Genomic DNA, 17,517 nt, shown 5'->3' with positions numbered 1-17,517 from the left:
CATTGGTCAGTTGTTGTTAATCACTATTTTTGTGATGATGATAACTGACCAATGCTTTTTAACAGAAGCTGAATGATGAGCAATTCATTGATAACTAATGAACTGTTCACTAATGACCAATCGCCATTGACACTCACCATTGACACTCGCCAAAATGAAACCCAGTTTTGATAATATATTTATGAATCTTGCGACCGACTTAGCCCGCCGGTCGCATTGTGTTAAAGCGCACGTGGGGGCGGTGTTGGTTAAGGATACGCGCATTATTTCCATCGGCTACAACGGGCCGCCTTCGGGCACGCATAACTGTGATGAGGAATGGCCTGACACCGGTTGCCCGCGCGATGCCCGTGGTAGTTGCTCATTGGCCCTGCACGCCGAGGAGAATGCTATATTATATGCTGTAAAGAATGGTGCGAATTTGCAGGGCGCTACATTATATACCACGCTGTCGCCATGCCTGCCATGTGCCAGGCTGATATTTTCGGCAGGTATAAAGCATGTATTTTACAATAAATCGTACGCGGCGTACAAAGGTTTGCCGAGCGATGAAGGGGTCGACTTTCTGAACCGCTTTGGTGTAGTTGCCGAGCGATTTGAAAATGAGATTATTCCTTAATAAAAGGCTTGATCTTATTCAACGCGAATTCGAGTTGCTCATCAGGCGTGAGGTAGCTGTTGTCTAACACTATCGCGTCGTTGGCCTGTACCAGCGGACTTTCCTTGCGGGTAGTATCGTCATGGTCGCGCAGGGCAAGGTTTTCAAAAACCTCTTCCATTGTAATGTCAGGCTGTTTAACTACCAGCTCTTTGTAACGGCGTTCAGCACGAATTTTCGGGTCGGCCGTCATGAATAATTTTACCTGTGCATCCGGGAAAACAGTAGTGCCTATATCGCGGCCATCCATAATAATATTAGTGGATTTGCCCATCAGTTGCTGCTGCTTTACCATAGCGTGGCGCACAGCCGGTATAGCGGCTATCTTGCTCACATTTGAGGCTACATGCATCTGCCTGATCTCCTCAGATACATCTTCATCATTTAACAAAATGCTGACCTGCCCATCAGTAGTTTTAAGGTTGATATGAATATTGTTGAGCGCGGTTTCAACTTGTTTTTCGTCGGCTACGTCAACCTCATTACGTAAAAAGTAGAGCGTAACGGCCCGGTACATGGCGCCGGTATCGATGTAAACGAAATTGAGTTTTTTGGCTAAGGCTTTGGCAATGGTGCTTTTACCGCACGATGAGAAACCATCAATGGCTACAACTATATTGTTATTCATATGCGCATCCAAGATACAAAATATAAGCGTTGCCCTGGTAAACAATTTATATTTGCCGCATGAATGCAAACAAGGCGGAACTGCAAAAAGAGGTGTTCTACAAAACCTCGCGCAGCGGTGGCAAAGGCGGGCAAAACGTTAACAAAGTATCAACCAAAGTGGAGCTGCTGTTTTCTGTAGAGGACTCATCATTGTTTAACGATGACGAAAAAGCGTTGCTAAATAGCCGTTTTCAATCACGCTTTAATAAAGATGGCTTGATACAGGTAGTGTGTGACGAGGAGCGCAGCCAGTATTTAAACAAAGAGAAAGCGCTCGAAAAACTGATAGCACTGCTGGGTAAGGCTTTAAAGGTTGATAAACCGCGTAAGCCAACAAAGGTAAGCCGTGCCGTTAAAGCCGCACGTGCCGAAAACAAACGCAGGCAATCAGCCCGAAAAGAGACCCGTAAACGAAACTTTGATTATTAATTAAACCGGTATAATATAGTTGCTGATCCCCACTGGTGGGCTTTGAGCATCTCCTTGGTGTCTTTCGTCTGGAAGATGGCCGATAAGTCAAATATCCAGCGCTCGCCGCCATAGGTAACGCCAAATTGCTGGCTAAATACTACGGGTTTACGTGTAAGCCTTACCTCAACACTATTATCAGATTTTGTAAACAGGCTGCCTTCAATCGTAGCATCGTAAGCCACGTAACGTAGGGTAGGGCGCAGATAAAAGAAGAATTCATGCTTATTTAGCGGTTCAAAACCACGTTGCTTAATGGCGGTACTTTGCATACTAACCGAATTAAATAACTGGTTAAACTTACCCAGCCTTACCAAAAAGCCCGCGCCCGCGCCTGTAAAGCCTGTACCCAGATTAGCGTAAGTGTTTAACGATATATCGGCATCCTTACCCGCTCGACCAAGCAACCGATTATATTCGCCCGATAAATTGAATTGAAAGTTGTTACGTATTTGGTATTCCCAACCTTGCAGTTCATAAAAGCCGAAGGTATTATGTATCACTTCCTGCGCCTGGCGGCCGAGCGCGGCAGGGCCTACCATACCTATTTGCGCACCCAGTTTAAGGTTGCTCTCGTTACTGTATAAGTAGTTAAGGTTAACTCCGGCATATAAATAACCGGCAAAAGGCCTGTCAACCATATCCCGGTCAGGCGTTTGGCCGCTTGCCGGGTTGAAGATTTTTTGACCCAGTTCGATGCCTAACACTTTGTTTTTAAAACGTGTGGTATCGTTAACATTTAATCCCCGCCTAAAGAATACGAATAAGCCGTTGGTATAATAACGGTCAGACCCCTGGGCCAGAAAAGAATCGTTATCGCTTTGAAAGCCAAACTCGTTGCGATGAGTTTGCGCCATGGTTTGCAGGCCCGATAACAGGCAAAGCAGGAGCAAGGTATGTTTGAGGTTCATTAAATCAACAGGGGGAATGTCAATAAAAAAGCCGGATATGTTTTATCCGGCTTTAAAGGTAATCTATATTTTGCTTAAAATTTAATTTAATACAGGTTTGATGTCCTCTTTTATGGTGAGGTCAAGCGGCTCTTTTACTTTCTCGTTAAGTAGTGCCAGATTTATTACCTCGCGCATATCTGTAACGTAATGGAAATTCAGGTCTTTAATGTAATTTTCCTTGATCTCCAATATATCCTTCTGGTTTGACTTACACAGAATGATCTCTTTAATATTGGCGCGCTTGGCAGCCAGTATCTTCTCTTTTATACCACCTACCGGCAACACACGTCCGCGAAGGGTTATCTCACCGGTCATGGCCAGGTTTTGCTTAACCTTGCGTTGCGTAAAAGCAGAGGTTAGCGCGGTTAGCATAGTGATACCTGCCGAAGGGCCGTCCTTAGGAGTGGCCCCCGCGGGTACGTGAACATGTACGTCCCATTGATCAAACAAGCGGCCATCAATATTAAAATAGGATGCGTGTGCGCGCAGGTAAGCTAAAGCTATAACGGCCGATTCCTTCATTACATCTCCAAGGCTACCAGTTAAGGTTAGCTTGCCTTTACCGGGGCTAAGGCTCGCCTCGATAAACAGGATGTCACCACCTACTGAAGTCCAGGCCAAACCGGTTACTACACCGGCAACATCGTTGCCTTCATACAGGTCCTTATCAAAAATAGGGGCACCCAGTATGGTTTCAATATCCTTTTTGTTAACGTTGGCATTATAAGGCTCCTCAAGCGCGATGCTTTTGGCAATGCCGCGCACAACCGAACCTATCTTTTTTTCTAAAGACCGCACGCCTGATTCGCGGGTATAATCTTCGATCACTTTTTCCAGAACGTCAGGTTTCAGCGTAATGTCTTTGGTTTTTAGGCCGTGCGCTTCACGCTGTTTTGGCAGCAGGTGCTGTTTGGCAATCTCAACCTTTTCCTCAATAGTATAACCGTTTACCTCGATGATCTCCATACGGTCGAGCAAGGCCGGCTGTATAGTACTCAGGGAGTTTGCTGTCGCGATGAACATTACGTTTGACAGGTCGAAATCAAGCTCAACATAATGATCATAAAATGTGCTGTTCTGTTCCGGGTCAAGCACCTCGAGCAAAGCTGATGACGGATCGCCGCGGAAATCGTTACCAACCTTATCAATCTCATCCAGAATAAACACCGGGTTAGCGGCGCCGGCTTTTTTGATGGATTGTATGATGCGACCGGGCATAGCACCGATGTAAGTTTTACGGTGACCGCGTATCTCTGCCTCATCACGCACGCCACCAAGGGCCATGCGTACGTATTTACGGCCAAGCGCTTTAGCAATTGATTTGCCCAGGCTGGTTTTACCAACTCCTGGCGGCCCAACAAGGCATAGTATAGGCGCTTTCATATCGTGCTTTAATTTCAGCACGGCCAGGTATTCAATTATGCGGCGTTTTACCTTGTCTAAACCAAAGTGATCTTTGTCCAATACCTTTTGAGCGCGTTTCAGGTCAAAGTTATCTTTGGTAAAATCGTTCCAGGGCAAATCAAGCAAAAGTTCCAGATAGTTCATCTGCACGGAGTAATCGGCAGCGGCAGGGTTAGTGCGTGCCAGTTTCTCCAGCTCTTTGCTAAAGTGGTCGCTTACTTCTTTGGCCCATTTTTTCTTAATAGCACGCTGGCGCAGATTTTCTATCTCAAGGTCAGGGCTGCTGCCGCCTAATTCTTCCTGTATGGTTTTAAGCTGCTGGTTTAAAAAGTAATCACGCTGCTGCTTGTCAAGGTCAACGCGTACTTTTGTTTGTATCTGATTTTTTAGTTCCAGCATCTGCAGGTCGAGCGTTAAATGCTCAAGCACCATATTAGCCCTTTCGCGCAGGCTCGATACTTCAAGCAAACGCTGTTTTGCCGCCATTTCGGCGTTCATGTTAGAGGCTATAAAATTGATAAGGAAAGCAGTGCTCTCAATATTTTTTATGGCGATACCCGCCTCGCTCGGAATGTTAGGCGAAAGCTGGATAATGCTCATGGCCATGTCCTTGATAGACGATATCATGGCCTTGAATTCCTTATCCTCTTTAAGCGGTGTATCCCGGTAAGGCTCTATAGTAGCTTTTATGTAAGGTTCGCTTTGCAGCTCTTCTTTCAGTAAAAAACGTTTTTTACCCTGGATGATAACTGTCGTGTTACCATCCGGCATTTGCAGCACCTTTATAATAACGGCTAAAGTACCTACGTGGCAAAGCTGGGTAAAATCCGGATCTTCAATAGATACATCCTGCTGGGCCACTACGCCAATCATACGGTCGCCTTTATTAGCGTCGCGTATCAGTTTAATGGATTTGTCACGGCCAACCGTGATAGGTATCACCACACCCGGAAAAAGCACGGTATTACGCAGCGGAAGTATAGGTAATGATTGAGGCAATTCCTCATTGTTCATCTCCGCTTCGTCTTCTGATGACATTAGCGGAAAGAACTCTGATTCCTCATTTATAATAGGTAAAGTATTTTTAAAGTCAAACGGGTCGTAACTCATCAAAATAAAATTTTAACGCCATATTGTCAGCCTGATTATATCAGTACGGATATTTAACGCGTTATTAAACAGTTATTATATATGTTTCAACTGCTGTGCCAATAATTACAATTTGTTAGCTAATTCATCATTCAGTGCTTAACCATCTGTAAATTAGTCAACAGTGTTAAGGCAGCTTTTTGGGCATGAAGCAACACCGTTTTAGCGTGACTGAAAAAAAGTCATCCGCTTTGTTATTTATACCCGGTATAAATAACTCAATTAGTGCACTTCGGTATAATATTTTGTTGCAAAGTTAGTTAATGTTATACTAATTTTGTTCACCCATTGGGCCATTGATGAGATTATCGGCTATAATATCATTATTACTCTTTTCAACCATCGAGACATCCCTGGCTCAAAGCGCTTACGTAAAACTTGGCGAGCAGGCCTTGTTAGATGGTAATTTTAAATCGGCTGTAAAGCAATTGGAAAAGGCTTGCCTTGTTGATTCAACCAATGCCAATGCCCTCTGGATGCTCGGGTACTCTTACTACCACAGCGAGAATTACAAAAAATCTATCGTAGCTTATTCAAAAGTTATCGCTATAAAACCGGTTGACGCGTCGGCATATTATTACCGTGCGCGGTCAAAAGCTTTTTTAGGGCGCGATGCATCCCTGTCTGCGCAAGAAAAGGAAAAGCATCTTTTAGGGGCGATACAGGATTTAACCAAAGCTATCGCGGTAAGTGCCGATCCGAACGATATGAAGCTTTATCAAAACCGAGGTATCGCCTATCGTGAATACGGCTTATTCAAATTAGAACACGCCGCTAACAACGCCGATCGCAACCGTGGTATAAATTCATTGCGGGCATCAATAAATGATCTGCAGAAGATAATGGATACCAATCCTGGCCGTAGCGATATCTCTACGCTAATCGACCTTTCAAAAGAAAAGCTGGCTACCGCTACAGGTAAGCGTGGCTAATTAAAAACGACTATCAATATCATAACTGTTTACGCCAAGCAGGCGAACATGCTGCATTTTGCTGATGTGATAAGCTGAGTCGGGGTAATAGCTCAATTTTTCGGTGCTGGTATAAAGCAGGTTGGATGTATGGTTTACAATATCAATTGATTGTACTTTGTTGCCACTGTTCACAATGGTGATGGATTGCGTTTTCAGCTCGGGCAATTTCGCTTTATAAACCGTTGTGTTGCCGCGTTTAATCACCTTATAGCTGTTGCGCCAGGCCGGTTTGTTAATGTCTGATCCGCTGAACAAGCCTAACTCATCGTTCCAACTGGATATACCCAGGTCACGGCTTTCGCTTTGCTTATTGTGCTTCACCGTTTTTTCAACATGCGGATGCAGTTGCGTGAGCCGTTCGGCTTCTTTACTAAAGTAACCTTTAATATCAAAATAGCGGTTATCGCCAGCCACCACATCCGGTTTGCAAGAGGCAAGCCCGGATGTAATGGATGCTGATAGTATGAATATTTTAATGTGTTTATACCAGTACATTGCCCGTCATTTCAGCCGGGATGTTTACGCCCAGTAATTTTAATACAGTTGGCGCAATATCACCAAGCTTGCCATCATTCACAGTTTTTACGTCGCTGTCAATTATAATACAAGGCACCAGGTTGGTAGTATGTGCGGTGTTCGGCGATCCATCGTCATTAATCATGTAATCAGCATTTCCGTGATCGGCGATGACGATGAACGAGTAGCCGTTTTTTAAACCGGTTTCAACCACCGCTTGTGTACAGGCATCAACCGTTTCGGCTGCTTTTACAACAGCTTCGAAAACGCCGGTATGGCCAACCATATCGGTGTTGGCAAAGTTTAGGCATACAAAGTCGGGCCACCTGTTTTCAAGTTCCGGAATAATGGCGTCACGTATACCTTGGGCGCTCATTTCGGGCTGCAAGTCATAAGTAGCCACTTTTGGTGACGGGATCAACAGGCGTTTTTCACCTTCAAACTCTTTTTCACGTCCGCCTGAAAAGAAGAAAGTAACGTGCGGATATTTTTCAGTTTCGGCAATACGTATCTGCGTTTTATCGGCATCCTGTAACACCTCACCAATGGTTTTGGTCAGGTCATCTTTACGAAAAATCACCTCAACATCCTTAAACGTGTCGTCATATGATGTCATGGTGACGTATTTAATCTTCAGCGGGTGCAGGTTATATTCCGGGAAAGGTTTTTGGGTAAGCGCCAGGCTGATCTCACGGCCACGGTCAGTACGGAAGTTGAAACAAATTACCACATCGCCTTCTTTTATAACAGCAACAGGCGCGCCGTTGGCATCAGTTTTTACCAAAGGCAAAACAAACTCGTCGGTCACATCTTGTGCATATGATTCCTTGATAGCTTCGGTAATGCTTTGTACCGGTTTTCCGGTACCGTTTACCAGCAAATCATAGGCTTGCTTTACGCGCTCCCAGCGATTATCGCGGTCCATTGCGTAGTAGCGGCCAATAGCGGATGCAAGTTTAGCCGATGTAGGCGCAATGTATTCTTCAAGCTCAGTAATAAAGCCTAAACCCGATTGCGGGTCGGTATCGCGGCCATCTAAAAAAGCATGGATGTAAACGTTATCAAGGCCATACTCACGGGTTACATCTACCAAACCTTTCAGGTGGTAAATATGGGAGTGCACGCCCCCGTCGGACACGAGGCCGATAAAGTGTACGTCTTTCCCGTTTTGTTTGGCGTAGTCAAACGCTTCTTTAATAACCGGGTTTCCGGCAAGTTCTTTCTCGTCAACCGCCTTGTTAATGCGGCCCAGTTCCTGGTAGACCACTCGGCCCGCGCCAAGGTTCATATGGCCAACTTCGGAGTTACCCATTTGCCCGGCAGGCAAACCTACAGCGGTACCCGATGCTTCGAGTTTAGAATTTGGATATCGTTGTAACAGCGAATCAAAAAATGGCGTATTGGCTGTATATATAGCGTTCGACTGATCCTGGCGGCCATATCCCCAGCCGTCAAGTATCATCAGTACAAGTTTTTTGTTAGTTTCCACATCGCAAATATAAAGGCCTCGTGTAAACTTTAACACTTTATGCGTATTAATATGCTTGTTTTATTGTAATAATTTGTTGTAACTTGCTATCGAGGATTATGAGAAAGCTCCAATTTTTACCGTTATTGGTGATGTTTTTTGTTTTACAGTCGGCAACCACGGTTGACCCGATAGACAGTATTGCCGAGCTTTTTAAGCAGGGTAACTCCGCCGAACTCACCAAACAAATGGCATCCACGCTTGATGTATCGTTACTTAGAAAGGAAGAAACTTACTCAAATACACAAGCTGGTATCATATTAGGTAAATTCTTCACACAAAATAAACCCAAAAGTGTTAAAGTGCTACATCGGGTTAACACAAGCAATGCGTACCGGTTGGGTGTATTATTGCTGACTACCGATAAAGGCGCTTTCCGTGTATCGTTCACTCTTAACGGAACAAAGGGTGTTTTACAGATCATAGATTTGCGTATTGAAGCTGAAAAAGCTTAATAATTGTCAATTGTTCTTATTTTTGAGGGCACTAAACACGCAATTTTGGACAAACAACTGATCAAAAACTTTATAATCAATTCATTACAGGAGGATGTGGGCGATGGCGACCATACTTCTTTAGCCACCATTCCGGCCGGAACTACCGGTAAGGCGCATCTCCTGGTAAAAGACGAAGGTATTTTAGCCGGTGTTGAACTGGCGCTCGAAATATTTAATACCGTTGACCCCGAGCTTAAGGTAACCACTTATTTAAAGGATGGCGACGCCGTAAAGCTAAAAGATGTTGTGTTGGTTGTTGAAGGCAGCGTACACAGCATACTGATAGCCGAACGCCTGGTATTAAACTGTATGCAGCGCATGAGCGGTATTGCTACCGTTACCCGGCAGATAGTTGATATGCTGGCCGGAACCAACACTAAAGTGCTTGATACCCGTAAAACTACGCCGGGCCTGCGTTACCTTGAAAAATGGGCCGTGCGGATTGGCGGCGGTGTTAATCACCGCTTTGGTTTGTATGACATGATATTGATCAAGGATAACCATGTTGATTACTCGGGCGGCGTAAGGCAGGCTATTGAGAATGCTTTGCAATACACGGCTACACATAAAAAGCTGGCTATCGAGATTGAGGTGCGCAACCTTGATGAACTTGAGCAGGTTTTGCAAACCGGCGGCGTTGACCGTATATTGCTCGATAATTTTAAATTTGATGATTTAAGGCAGGCTGTGGCTATTATTAACAGCCGTTATATTACCGAGGCATCTGGCGGTATTACCATTAATAACGTACGCGATTACGCCGCTTGCGGGGTTGATTACATATCAATGGGCGCCTTAACGCATTCGGTAAAAAGCCTTGATCTGAGCTTAAAAGCTATTAGTAAATGATATTGAACTTTACGCTTCACAACCTAAAATATAAAGCGGGTATATGATATCCATTTATTCAATTACAGCACTTATACTGGCTTACCTTTGCGGGTCTATACCAACGGCTGTTTGGATAGGTTTGTCGTTTTACGGCATTGATGTGCGTGAATATGGCAGCGGCAATGCCGGCGCCACCAATACATTCAGGGTATTAGGTAAGCAGGCAGGTATACCCGTAATGCTTATTGATATACTTAAAGGATGGACAGCCACCAACCTCGCCTACATCATAGGTGTATCAACCACTGGTCCACACAATTCAGTTGCTTTTACTAATTACGCGCTGGCATTAGGCATAGCCGCGGTTATGGGCCATTTGTTCCCAATTTTTGCCGGCTTTAGAGGCGGCAAGGGCGTTGCTACCCTGTTTGGAATGATATTAGCTATTAATCTGCATGCGGCCCTGCTTTGCGTAGTGGTGTTTATTGTTGTTTTGCTAATAACGCGTTATGTGTCATTAAGCTCAATAGTAGCCGGCTTTACATATCCCATCGGTGTAGCATTTATATTTCCGGTGTATATAAAATCGGTCATTATTTACGGTATGTGCATATGCCTGCTGGTATTGGTAACTCATCAAAAAAATATCGAGCGTTTATTGAAAGGCAAGGAGTCGAAGGTTAATTTATTTAAAAAAAAAGTCACTTAAACTCTATGAAATCATTTAAACCATTTGCAATGCTGGCCTTTGTAGCGAGTGTTGTTATTTATTCATGCTCCACTGTGCCGCTTACCGGCCGTAAACAACTTAGCTTAGTTAGCGACGACCAGATCAACCAGGCGGCGGCGCAAAGCTACCAGCAACTACTTTCCGATCCGAAAACAAAAGTGATTAGCGGTACAAGTGATGCGCAGCGCATTAAAACAATTGGTAGCAGGCTTGCCGTAGCAATTGAGAAATATCTGAAAGATAATGGTTACGCCGATCAGTATAATTTTAAATGGGAATTTAACCTGATACAGAGCCCGGAGATAAACGCCTGGTGTATGCCGGGTGGTAAAGTGGCCGTGTACAGTGGCATACTGCCGGTTACAAAAACCGATGCCGGTTTAGCCGTAGTAATGGGCCATGAGATAGCGCACGCTATAGCCCGTCACTCTGCCGAGCAAATGTCAAAACAAATGGCGGCACAAGCCGGCGGTGCCGTAGTAGGCGCAGCAACCGGTGGCCAATCGCAGGCCACCCAGGCTATAGTTGGGCAATTGTATGGCGTAGGCGGGCAATTAGCCATGCTGAAATATTCGCGTGATAACGAATCAGAAGCCGACAGGCTCGGGTTGATCTTTATGTCGATGGCTGGTTATGATCCTAACGAGGCAGTAGCTTTTTGGCAACGTATGGCGGCGTCAAAGCAAGCTGGCGGAGCGCCACCGGAGTTTTTAAGCACGCACCCGTCTGACGCTACCCGTATACGCAACATACAGAACCGCATACCCGAAGCGATGAAGTATTACAAGAAATAAAGTGTTTGCATCCCGCCCCTCATAAGAGCGGGATTTTTAATGATGGCTAAGATAAATTCCTTACCGCCGCCTGGAAGAACCTGTTAATGATCAATTACGAGGTCGATCCGGAATACTTAAACCATATTTACCCGCCGCTACCGAACTTGATTTGTGGCAGGGCAAATGTTTGGTGAGCATGGTAGGCTCCCGTTTTTAAAATACGCGGGTGCTTGGCGTTAAATGGCCGGGCCACGTCAACTTCGAGGAGGTAAACCTGCGCTTTTACGTACGGCATTGATGGTAAAGAATGGAAGCGCGGGACTGTTTTTGTAAGCGAGATAGTATCGAAAGCTACGATACCGATCATAGCCAATACGCTTTATAAGGAGCATTATCGGCTCTTGTCTATGCGGCATCAAATAGCAAGTGTTGATGCTGATCATACCTCATACCTTTACGAATGGAAACTCAACGGCCGCTGGAATAAATTGGGTGCAACGGTAAACTCTGATTTTGTGCCGATGAAACCAGGTAGTGCCGAAGAATTTATTTTGGAGCATTACTGGGCTATAACCGGCGAAGCGATGTTAACTAGATGGAATACGAGGTGGAGCATGTGCCATGGCGTATAGGCGAGTTTACCGACTTTGTTTTTGATGCTGACGTTAAAGAGTTATACGGCGAAGCATTTGGGCCGTTCCTGACGGTGAAGCCCTATTTGGTATTTTTTGCCGAGGGGTCGGAGGTTAGCGTTCGGGCGGCAAGTCGGTTAATAATTGAGAGAGTGCCTCCAAAATAGCCTTCGCTTTCAGTAAACATTCCTCATATTCTTGTTCCGCATCGGCATTAAAAGTAATGGCGCTGCCGGTTTGGAAGGAGAGGTATTTGTTGGTAGCGTTATACAGCAGCGTACGGATCACCACATTAAAATCAAAATCTCCATCCGCGCTAAAATAGCCTATCGCGCCGGAGTATACGCCTCGTTTGCTGCGCTCGTATTGTTCCATCAGCTGCATTGCGCTTAATTTCGGCGCACCGGTCATACTCCCCATCGGGAAGGTGTTTTTTATGGCCTGCACGTTGCTGATGGTTTTATCCTTTTCACATACCACGGTCGAGATCATTTGATGCACTTGTTTAAAACTGTACAGTCCGAAAAGTTCTTCTGTTTTAACCGTGCCCTGTTTTGCCGAGCGAGTTAGATCGTTACGTACCAGGTCAACGATCATCACATTCTCCTGCAACTCTTTAATTTGCGATCTTAGTAATGCTTTGTTGGCTTCATCCTCGGTAGGGTTGTCGCTGCGTTTTGCGGTGCCTTTGATGGGTTGCGATATCAGCTTATCGCCACGCTTAGCCATAAAGCGCTCCGGCGATGCGCATGTCATATATTTGTCCTTCAGCTTGAAGTAAGACGAGAAGGGATTAGGGGAGATGTTATTAAGTTTACTATATATGCTAAGCGGATCGATCAGTGCATCTTCAGCGTAAAATTCCTGGCAAAAGTTAGTTACGTAAATATCGCCGCGGGCAATGTGCTGTTTTATTCTATTGGCCGTTTGCAGATATTCATCTTTACTGAAACGGGTTTTTATATGGGCTGACACAGGCTGATCGGTTAAGTGTATTGAAGCCTGCTCAATACTTTTTAATACACTATTCGCATCGTCGCTGATTACCTCTGCCTCATTTCCTTTTATAATAATGATATGCTGCGGCGCGAAGAAATACATATCCGGAAAATTCAGGCCATCATGATTTGCGGAGGACAGGTTTTCCACCTCATTCTTCAGATTGTAGCCAAAAAAACCGGTTATCCAACCAGGATGTTTTTGCCTGAAGTGTGTTAGTTGTTCAAAGGCATTACCTGCATTGGCTGTCAATTCACCCTTTATACCTGCCGCTATCAGCGCTTCAAACTTACCGTATTTATCTGTAAAGTTATTTGAATTTAGACAACAGGCCACATCGAAACTATTGGCCCAGGCAATTGCTTTTTGCTTAAATTCTTCCGGATTATTGAGTGCGACGATCACTATACAAAAATAGTAAAACAAAAGGCCGGATTAACCGGCCTTTCCATATATCAGTATTATTAGTTTTAATCTTAGTGTAAAACCAAGGTCTGTACCCTGTCGGGGCCTACAGAAAGATATTTAACCGGAACGCCTAACTCAGCTTCCAGGAAATCAATATATGAGGCCAGTTTAGCAGGGATCTGGTCAAGCTCGGTAATGCCGGTAATGTCCTCATGCCAGCCATCAATTTCCTTTAAAACGGGTTTTGGCTCAATGGTACAAATATCATACGGCATGTAGTCGATAGTTTCGCCGGCGTAATCATAATGTGTGCAGGCATATATCTTCTCAAAACCGCTCAATACATCGGCCTTGGTCATTACCAGTTGGGTAACGCCGTTAAGCATAATGGCGTATTTTAAAGCTGGCAAGTCAATCCAGCCGGTACGGCGTGGCCTGCCGGTAGTTGCGCCAAATTCATGACCTATCTTACGCAGTTCTTCGCCGGTTTCGTCGTGCAGTTCGGTAGGGAAAGGGCCACCGCCAACACGTGTACAATAAGCCTTAAAAATACCTATTACATCACCAATCTCTTTAGGAGCAATACCCAAACCGGTACAAGCCCCCGCGGCGGTAGTGTTTGATGAAGTTACAAAAGGGTACGAGCCAAAATCGATATCCAGCATGGCGCCTTGTGCGCCTTCGGCCAATACTTTTTTACCTTGTTTAATGTAGTTGTTAACCAAATGTTCTGAGTCAACCAGTTCAAACTGTTTAATCAGGTCAATAGCTTCAAAAAATGCCTGTTCGCGTTCGCTGAAATCAGCCACTTCGCCGTAAAGCGATTGCAGCATCGATTTGTGCTTTTCAACCAAACGATCATAACGTTCCTTAAAGTCCGGCAGCGTTATATCGCCAATACGCAACCCGTTGCGGCCGGTTTTGTCCATGTAAGTAGGACCGATGCCTTTTAAGGTTGAACCAATTTTACCTTCGCCCATTTTCTTTTCAGATGCGGCGTCAAGCAGTTGGTGGGTAGGCAATATCAGGTGCGCTTTTTTAGCGATCACCAGGTTCTTTTTAGCCAGCAGATCGTGCCCGGCATCTTTTAACTTATCAAGTTCTTTTTTAAGGGTGATGGGGTCAATAACTACACCGTTACCTATCAGGTTAAGCGTGTTATCAAAGAAAATGCCCGATGGGATAGTGTTCAATACAAACTTTTTACTATCAAACTCAAGCGTGTGGCCGGCATTGGGGCCGCCCTGAAAACGTGCTATCAGATCATAGTCGGCGCTTAATACGTCAACTATCTTACCTTTACCTTCGTCGCCCCATTGGAGGCCTAATAAAACATCAACAGCCATTATTTAAATTGCAATATTGTGTGAAAGGCGGCAAAGTTAAACTTTTCTGTCACAAACACCTTCTTTTAATTTAACACAATTTCCGTATAGGTTTAACGAGTGGTGTTTAATGTCGAATTTAAGGATATCACCCATCATGCTTTGTATCTGCTGAATGCGCGGGTCGCAAAACTCAACCACCTTGCCGCAGTCAATACAGATGATATGGTCGTGCTGCTTAAAGCCGTACGATTTCTCAAACTGGGCCATGTTCTTGCCAAACTGGTGTTTGGTTACCAAATCGCATGATACCAATAGTTCGAGCGTGTTGTATACCGTAGCGCGGCTAACGCGGTACTTTTTATTTTTCATGTGGATGTATAGCGATTCCACATCAAAATGGTCATTACGCGAGTAGATCTCCTCTAAAATGGCAAAGCGCTCAGGTGTTTTGCGCAGGCTTTTATTTTCAAGATAAGCCTCGAATATCTTTTTTACCAGTGCTATAGTTTCCTGTTGGGGCATAATTTAGTAGTGCAGTAAAATAAAAAGTAAAGGTATTAATAAAAGGTGATTAGTAGTTAGTTATTAGAGATTAGTAAATAATTATGATTTTGAATTGAAAAATAGGGATAACGTTAAGCAACTATTTCTAATACCAAAGAATAACCATTTACTAACCACTAATGTCTAACTACCGATCTCCTACCACCAATCTCTAATCCCTATCCTGCCGCTTTCTCAACTGCCGAATCAAAGCGGTCAACGGACGTTACGCCCCGTACCTGTTTCAGCTTTTTAACCAGGTCTTCCAGGTGCTGTGTGTCATTCACGTAAACCATTATCGAGCCTTCAAAAATACCGTTGTCGCTATCCACCGTGATAGAACGCATGTTTACTTTAAAGTCGTTTGATATTACGGTTGTCAGCTTATTGATCAGCCCGACATCATCAATACCACGTATGCGCAAGCCGGTTAAAAATGCCAACTCCTGCTGATTTGTCCAACGTGCTTTCACAATACGGTAGCCGTAATTGGCCATTAGCTTTGCCGCGTTAGGGCAGTTGGTACGGTGTATCTTTATGCCCTCACTCACGGTAATGAAACCAAACACGTCATCGCCGGGGATAGGGTTGCAGCAATTAGCGAGTTTATAGTCAATCTTCTGCATATCCTCGCCAATCAGCAGCATGTCGCTGTCCTTGGCCTTGATGCTTTTGATCAGGTTTTGTACCTGGTCGGCTTCTATTTTATCCTGCGGTTTATTCTCAATTATTTTTTCTGATGCCTGGTATTCCTTCAGGTCCTTCATGTCAATAACCCCCTTGGCTACATTATAAAAAAGATCTTGGGTTGATTGTAGCTTGAAAAAATAGCTCAGTTTATGCAGGTTGTCAGAGTTGTAAGTGATCTTGAGCGATTTCAGCTTCCGCTCCAGTATCTCCTTGCCATCCTCGGCAATCTTACGTTTTTCTTCTTTTAAGGCTGATTTGATCTTGGCTTTAGCCTTTGCGGTAACCACAAAGTTGAGCCAGTCCTCTTTCGGGGTTTGCTTACTGGAGGTAATGATCTCCACCTGATCGCCGTTTTGGAGTTTGTAGTTAAGCGGCACCAGCTTATGGTTCACCTTTGCGCCGATACAGCTTGCGCCTACATCGGTATGTATCTCAAAAGCAAAATCGAGGGCGGTAGCGTTAAGCGGCAATTGTATCAACGCGCCTTTCGGAGTAAAGATGAAAATCTCGTCCGAAAAGAGGTTCATCTTGAAATCGTCAATAAAGTCAAGCGCGTTCGAGTCAGGATTCTTTAACAGCTCCCGCACTTTTGTTACCCATTGGTCGAGCCCGCTGTCGCTGCTCGATTCCTTGTATTTCCAGTGCGCGGCAAAACCCTTTTCGGCAATCTCGTTCATGCGGGTAGTACGGATCTGTACTTCCACCCATTGGCCTCGCGGCCCCATTACCGTGGTATGTAACGACTCGTAACCGTTTGCCTTTGGCGATGATATCCAGTCGCGCAACCGGTCAGGGTTAGGGCGGTACAGATCAGTCACGATGGAATAGGCCTTCCACGAATCGGACTTCTCACTTTCCGGCGGACTATCCAAAATGATACGAATAGCGAATAAATCATATACCTCCTCAAAAGGTATCGATTTCTTTTTCATCTTATTCCAAATGGAATGGATGGATTTTGGCCGGCCAAAAACGTCTGCCTGTAACCCCTGGCTTTCTAATGTACGTTTAAGCGGTTCAATAAAGTCACGAATAAATTTTTCGCGCTCGGCCTTCTTCTCGTTTAGCTTACGCTTAATGAGCTGGTAGGTATCCTTCTCCATGTATTTCATGGAGAGATCTTCCAGTTCAGATTTTATAGCATATAAACCCAGGCGGTGCGCTAAGGGTGCATACAGGTATACAGTTTCTGATGATAGCTTAAGCTGCTTGTCGCGCGGCATAAACTCCATGGTACGCATGTTGTGCAGCCTGTCGGCCAGCTTTATCAATATTACCCGTACGTCATCGGCCAGGGTAAGCAGCATTTTACGGAAGTTCTCGGCCTGCAGTGAGCTGTTGGTGTCAAAAACGCCCGATATTTTGGTCAGCCCGTCAATTATCTTGGCTACCTTTTTACCAAACTCACGCTCAATGTCATCCAGTTGTACATCAGTATCTTCAACCACGTCGTGCAGCAGCGCGCATACAATTGACGTAGTGCCCAGGCCGATCTCTTCGGCAGCTATTTGCGCTACCGCGATAGGATGATATATATATGGCTCGCCTGATTTGCGGCGCATATCTTTATGGCTTTCCAAAGCCATATCAAAGGCCTTGCGTATCATGCGCTTATCACCCTTTTGCAGGGTTGACTTGCTGGCACGCAGCAACGCCCGGTAACGTTTTAGTATCTCTTTTTTCTCAGCTTCCAGGTCAATCACCAAATCTTTCATGTATAGCCTTGCAGTGTAAGTATTTATAATTATTTTGTAACAAAAAATG

At 44.8% G+C, this 17,517-nt stretch carries 18 protein-coding genes; 8 read left to right on the top strand and 10 right to left on the bottom strand.

The features are described from left to right. Positions 1-154: 154 nt before the first annotated feature. Positions 155-619: a deoxycytidylate deaminase gene (locus ABD960_RS13525; RefSeq protein ID WP_345331687.1), complete on the top strand. Its 465-nt coding sequence runs from the start codon at positions 155-157 to the stop codon at positions 617-619. Here ABD960_RS13525 and cmk read toward each other — a convergent pair. Beyond that, complete coding sequence (gene cmk, locus ABD960_RS13520; RefSeq protein ID WP_345331686.1) at positions 609-1,286, bottom strand: (d)CMP kinase; 678 nt, start codon at positions 1,284-1,286, stop codon at positions 609-611. The two genes, ABD960_RS13525 and cmk, sit on opposite strands and share 11 nt — an antisense overlap. A gap of 59 nt (positions 1,287-1,345) precedes the next feature. On the opposite strand from cmk, the gene arfB reads away from it, so the two are divergent. Beyond that, a complete protein-coding gene (gene arfB / locus ABD960_RS13515) occupies positions 1,346-1,756 on the top strand; it encodes an alternative ribosome rescue aminoacyl-tRNA hydrolase ArfB (RefSeq protein WP_345331685.1) in 411 nt (136 codons plus the stop codon). Here the strand turns inward: arfB and ABD960_RS13510 are convergent. Together ABD960_RS13510 and lon are read right to left on the bottom strand one after the other, a co-directional pair. Then, entirely contained in the window at positions 1,753-2,706 is a 954-nt protein-coding gene (locus ABD960_RS13510) for a lipid A deacylase LpxR family protein (RefSeq protein WP_345331684.1), read from the bottom strand. The two genes, arfB and ABD960_RS13510, sit on opposite strands and share 4 nt — an antisense overlap. Positions 2,707-2,787: 81 nt before the next feature. Next, the gene (gene lon, locus ABD960_RS13505) at positions 2,788-5,262 is read right to left on the bottom strand and encodes an endopeptidase La (protein WP_425563471.1); all 2,475 of its coding nucleotides are present in this window, start codon (positions 5,260-5,262) and stop codon (positions 2,788-2,790) included. A 338-nt stretch (positions 5,263-5,600) separates the two neighbouring features. Between lon and ABD960_RS13500 the strand changes: the two genes are divergently transcribed. Next, positions 5,601-6,233 (top strand): tetratricopeptide repeat protein, encoded by a 633-nt coding sequence (locus ABD960_RS13500; protein WP_345331682.1) that lies wholly within the window; start codon positions 5,601-5,603, stop codon positions 6,231-6,233. Here the strand turns inward: ABD960_RS13500 and ABD960_RS13495 are convergent, their stop codons facing one another. After that, positions 6,234-6,770, bottom strand: a complete 537-nt coding sequence (locus ABD960_RS13495) for a hypothetical protein (protein WP_345331681.1) — start codon at positions 6,768-6,770, stop codon at positions 6,234-6,236. It lies immediately after the preceding gene. After that, positions 6,757-8,280 (bottom strand): 2,3-bisphosphoglycerate-independent phosphoglycerate mutase, encoded by a 1,524-nt coding sequence (gene gpmI, locus ABD960_RS13490; RefSeq protein WP_345331680.1) that lies wholly within the window; start codon positions 8,278-8,280, stop codon positions 6,757-6,759. Before gpmI ends, ABD960_RS13495 begins: the two co-directional genes overlap by 14 nt. Positions 8,281-8,378: 98 nt before the next feature. Here gpmI and ABD960_RS13485 point away from each other — a divergent pair, with 98 nt between their 5' ends. The 4 genes from ABD960_RS13485 to ABD960_RS13470 are packed head-to-tail and all read left to right on the top strand — an operon-like array spanning position 8,379 to position 11,171. Further along, positions 8,379-8,774: a DUF4783 domain-containing protein gene (locus ABD960_RS13485; protein WP_345331679.1), complete on the top strand. Its 396-nt coding sequence runs from the start codon at positions 8,379-8,381 to the stop codon at positions 8,772-8,774. A 45-nt stretch (positions 8,775-8,819) separates the two neighbouring features. Further along, positions 8,820-9,665, top strand: a complete 846-nt coding sequence (nadC, locus tag ABD960_RS13480) for a carboxylating nicotinate-nucleotide diphosphorylase (protein ID WP_345331678.1) — start codon at positions 8,820-8,822, stop codon at positions 9,663-9,665. A 43-nt stretch (positions 9,666-9,708) separates the two neighbouring features. Then, positions 9,709-10,356 (top strand): glycerol-3-phosphate 1-O-acyltransferase PlsY, encoded by a 648-nt coding sequence (gene plsY, locus ABD960_RS13475; protein ID WP_345331677.1) that lies wholly within the window; start codon positions 9,709-9,711, stop codon positions 10,354-10,356. A 5-nt stretch (positions 10,357-10,361) separates the two neighbouring features. Next, the gene (locus ABD960_RS13470; RefSeq protein WP_345331676.1) at positions 10,362-11,171 is read left to right on the top strand and encodes a M48 family metallopeptidase; all 810 of its coding nucleotides are present in this window, start codon (positions 10,362-10,364) and stop codon (positions 11,169-11,171) included. A 127-nt stretch (positions 11,172-11,298) separates the two neighbouring features. On the opposite strand, the gene ABD960_RS13465 is transcribed toward ABD960_RS13470, so the two are convergent. Next, positions 11,299-11,520, bottom strand: a complete 222-nt coding sequence (locus tag ABD960_RS13465; protein WP_345331675.1) for a hypothetical protein — start codon at positions 11,518-11,520, stop codon at positions 11,299-11,301. On the opposite strand from ABD960_RS13465, the gene ABD960_RS13460 reads away from it, so the two are divergent. Next, positions 11,447-11,785, top strand: a complete 339-nt coding sequence (locus tag ABD960_RS13460) for a DUF2071 domain-containing protein (RefSeq protein ID WP_345332822.1) — start codon at positions 11,447-11,449, stop codon at positions 11,783-11,785. The genes ABD960_RS13465 and ABD960_RS13460 overlap by 74 nt on opposite strands. A gap of 114 nt (positions 11,786-11,899) precedes the next feature. Here ABD960_RS13460 and ABD960_RS13455 read toward each other — a convergent pair whose 3' ends face one another. The 4 genes from ABD960_RS13455 to ABD960_RS13440 form a co-directional block, all read right to left on the bottom strand. Next, positions 11,900-13,189 (bottom strand): anthranilate synthase component I family protein, encoded by a 1,290-nt coding sequence (locus ABD960_RS13455; RefSeq protein WP_345331674.1) that lies wholly within the window; start codon positions 13,187-13,189, stop codon positions 11,900-11,902. A gap of 71 nt (positions 13,190-13,260) precedes the next feature. Next, positions 13,261-14,538, bottom strand: coding sequence for an adenylosuccinate synthase (locus ABD960_RS13450; protein ID WP_345331673.1), 1,278 nt, complete (start codon positions 14,536-14,538; stop codon positions 13,261-13,263). Positions 14,539-14,574: 36 nt separating this feature from the next. After that, entirely contained in the window at positions 14,575-15,042 is a 468-nt protein-coding gene (locus ABD960_RS13445; protein ID WP_232178143.1) for a Fur family transcriptional regulator, read from the bottom strand. A 200-nt stretch (positions 15,043-15,242) separates the two neighbouring features. Continuing rightward, positions 15,243-17,468 carry a RelA/SpoT family protein gene (locus ABD960_RS13440; protein WP_345331672.1) on the bottom strand — a complete coding sequence of 742 codons (2,226 nt, stop codon included), beginning with the start codon at positions 17,466-17,468 and terminating at the stop codon, positions 15,243-15,245. Positions 17,469-17,517 lie beyond the last annotated feature (49 nt).

The organism is Mucilaginibacter defluvii, from assembly GCF_039543225.1.
GTDB classification, from domain to species: Bacteria; Bacteroidota; Bacteroidia; order Sphingobacteriales; family Sphingobacteriaceae; genus Mucilaginibacter; species Mucilaginibacter defluvii.
The sequence above is the reverse complement of the archived record's forward strand: the minus strand, read 5'-3'. Positions and strand labels throughout refer to the sequence as shown.

Excerpts from the sequence above, each read along its gene's own strand:
- ABD960_RS13510 (WP_345331684.1), bottom strand. The coding sequence starts at position 2,706 with ATGAACCTCAAACATACCTTGCTCCTGCTTTGCCTGTTATCGGGCCTG.
- ABD960_RS13445 (WP_232178143.1), bottom strand. The coding sequence starts at position 15,042 with ATGCCCCAACAGGAAACTATAGCACTGGTAAAAAAGATATTCGAGGCT.
- ABD960_RS13495 (WP_345331681.1), bottom strand. The coding sequence starts at position 6,770 with ATGTACTGGTATAAACACATTAAAATATTCATACTATCAGCATCCATT.
- ABD960_RS13470 (WP_345331676.1), top strand. The coding sequence starts at position 10,362 with ATGAAATCATTTAAACCATTTGCAATGCTGGCCTTTGTAGCGAGTGTT.
- lon (WP_425563471.1), bottom strand. The coding sequence starts at position 5,262 with ATGAGTTACGACCCGTTTGACTTTAAAAATACTTTACCTATTATAAAT.
- ABD960_RS13525 (WP_345331687.1), top strand. The coding sequence starts at position 155 with ATGAAACCCAGTTTTGATAATATATTTATGAATCTTGCGACCGACTTA.
- ABD960_RS13485 (WP_345331679.1), top strand. The coding sequence starts at position 8,379 with ATGAGAAAGCTCCAATTTTTACCGTTATTGGTGATGTTTTTTGTTTTA.
- cmk (WP_345331686.1), bottom strand. The coding sequence starts at position 1,286 with ATGAATAACAATATAGTTGTAGCCATTGATGGTTTCTCATCGTGCGGT.
- plsY (WP_345331677.1), top strand. The coding sequence starts at position 9,709 with ATGATATCCATTTATTCAATTACAGCACTTATACTGGCTTACCTTTGC.
- ABD960_RS13500 (WP_345331682.1), top strand. The coding sequence starts at position 5,601 with ATGAGATTATCGGCTATAATATCATTATTACTCTTTTCAACCATCGAG.
- arfB (WP_345331685.1), top strand. The coding sequence starts at position 1,346 with ATGAATGCAAACAAGGCGGAACTGCAAAAAGAGGTGTTCTACAAAACC.
- ABD960_RS13465 (WP_345331675.1), bottom strand. The coding sequence starts at position 11,520 with ATGATCGGTATCGTAGCTTTCGATACTATCTCGCTTACAAAAACAGTC.
- ABD960_RS13450 (WP_345331673.1), bottom strand. The coding sequence starts at position 14,538 with ATGGCTGTTGATGTTTTATTAGGCCTCCAATGGGGCGACGAAGGTAAA.
- ABD960_RS13440 (WP_345331672.1), bottom strand. The coding sequence starts at position 17,468 with ATGAAAGATTTGGTGATTGACCTGGAAGCTGAGAAAAAAGAGATACTA.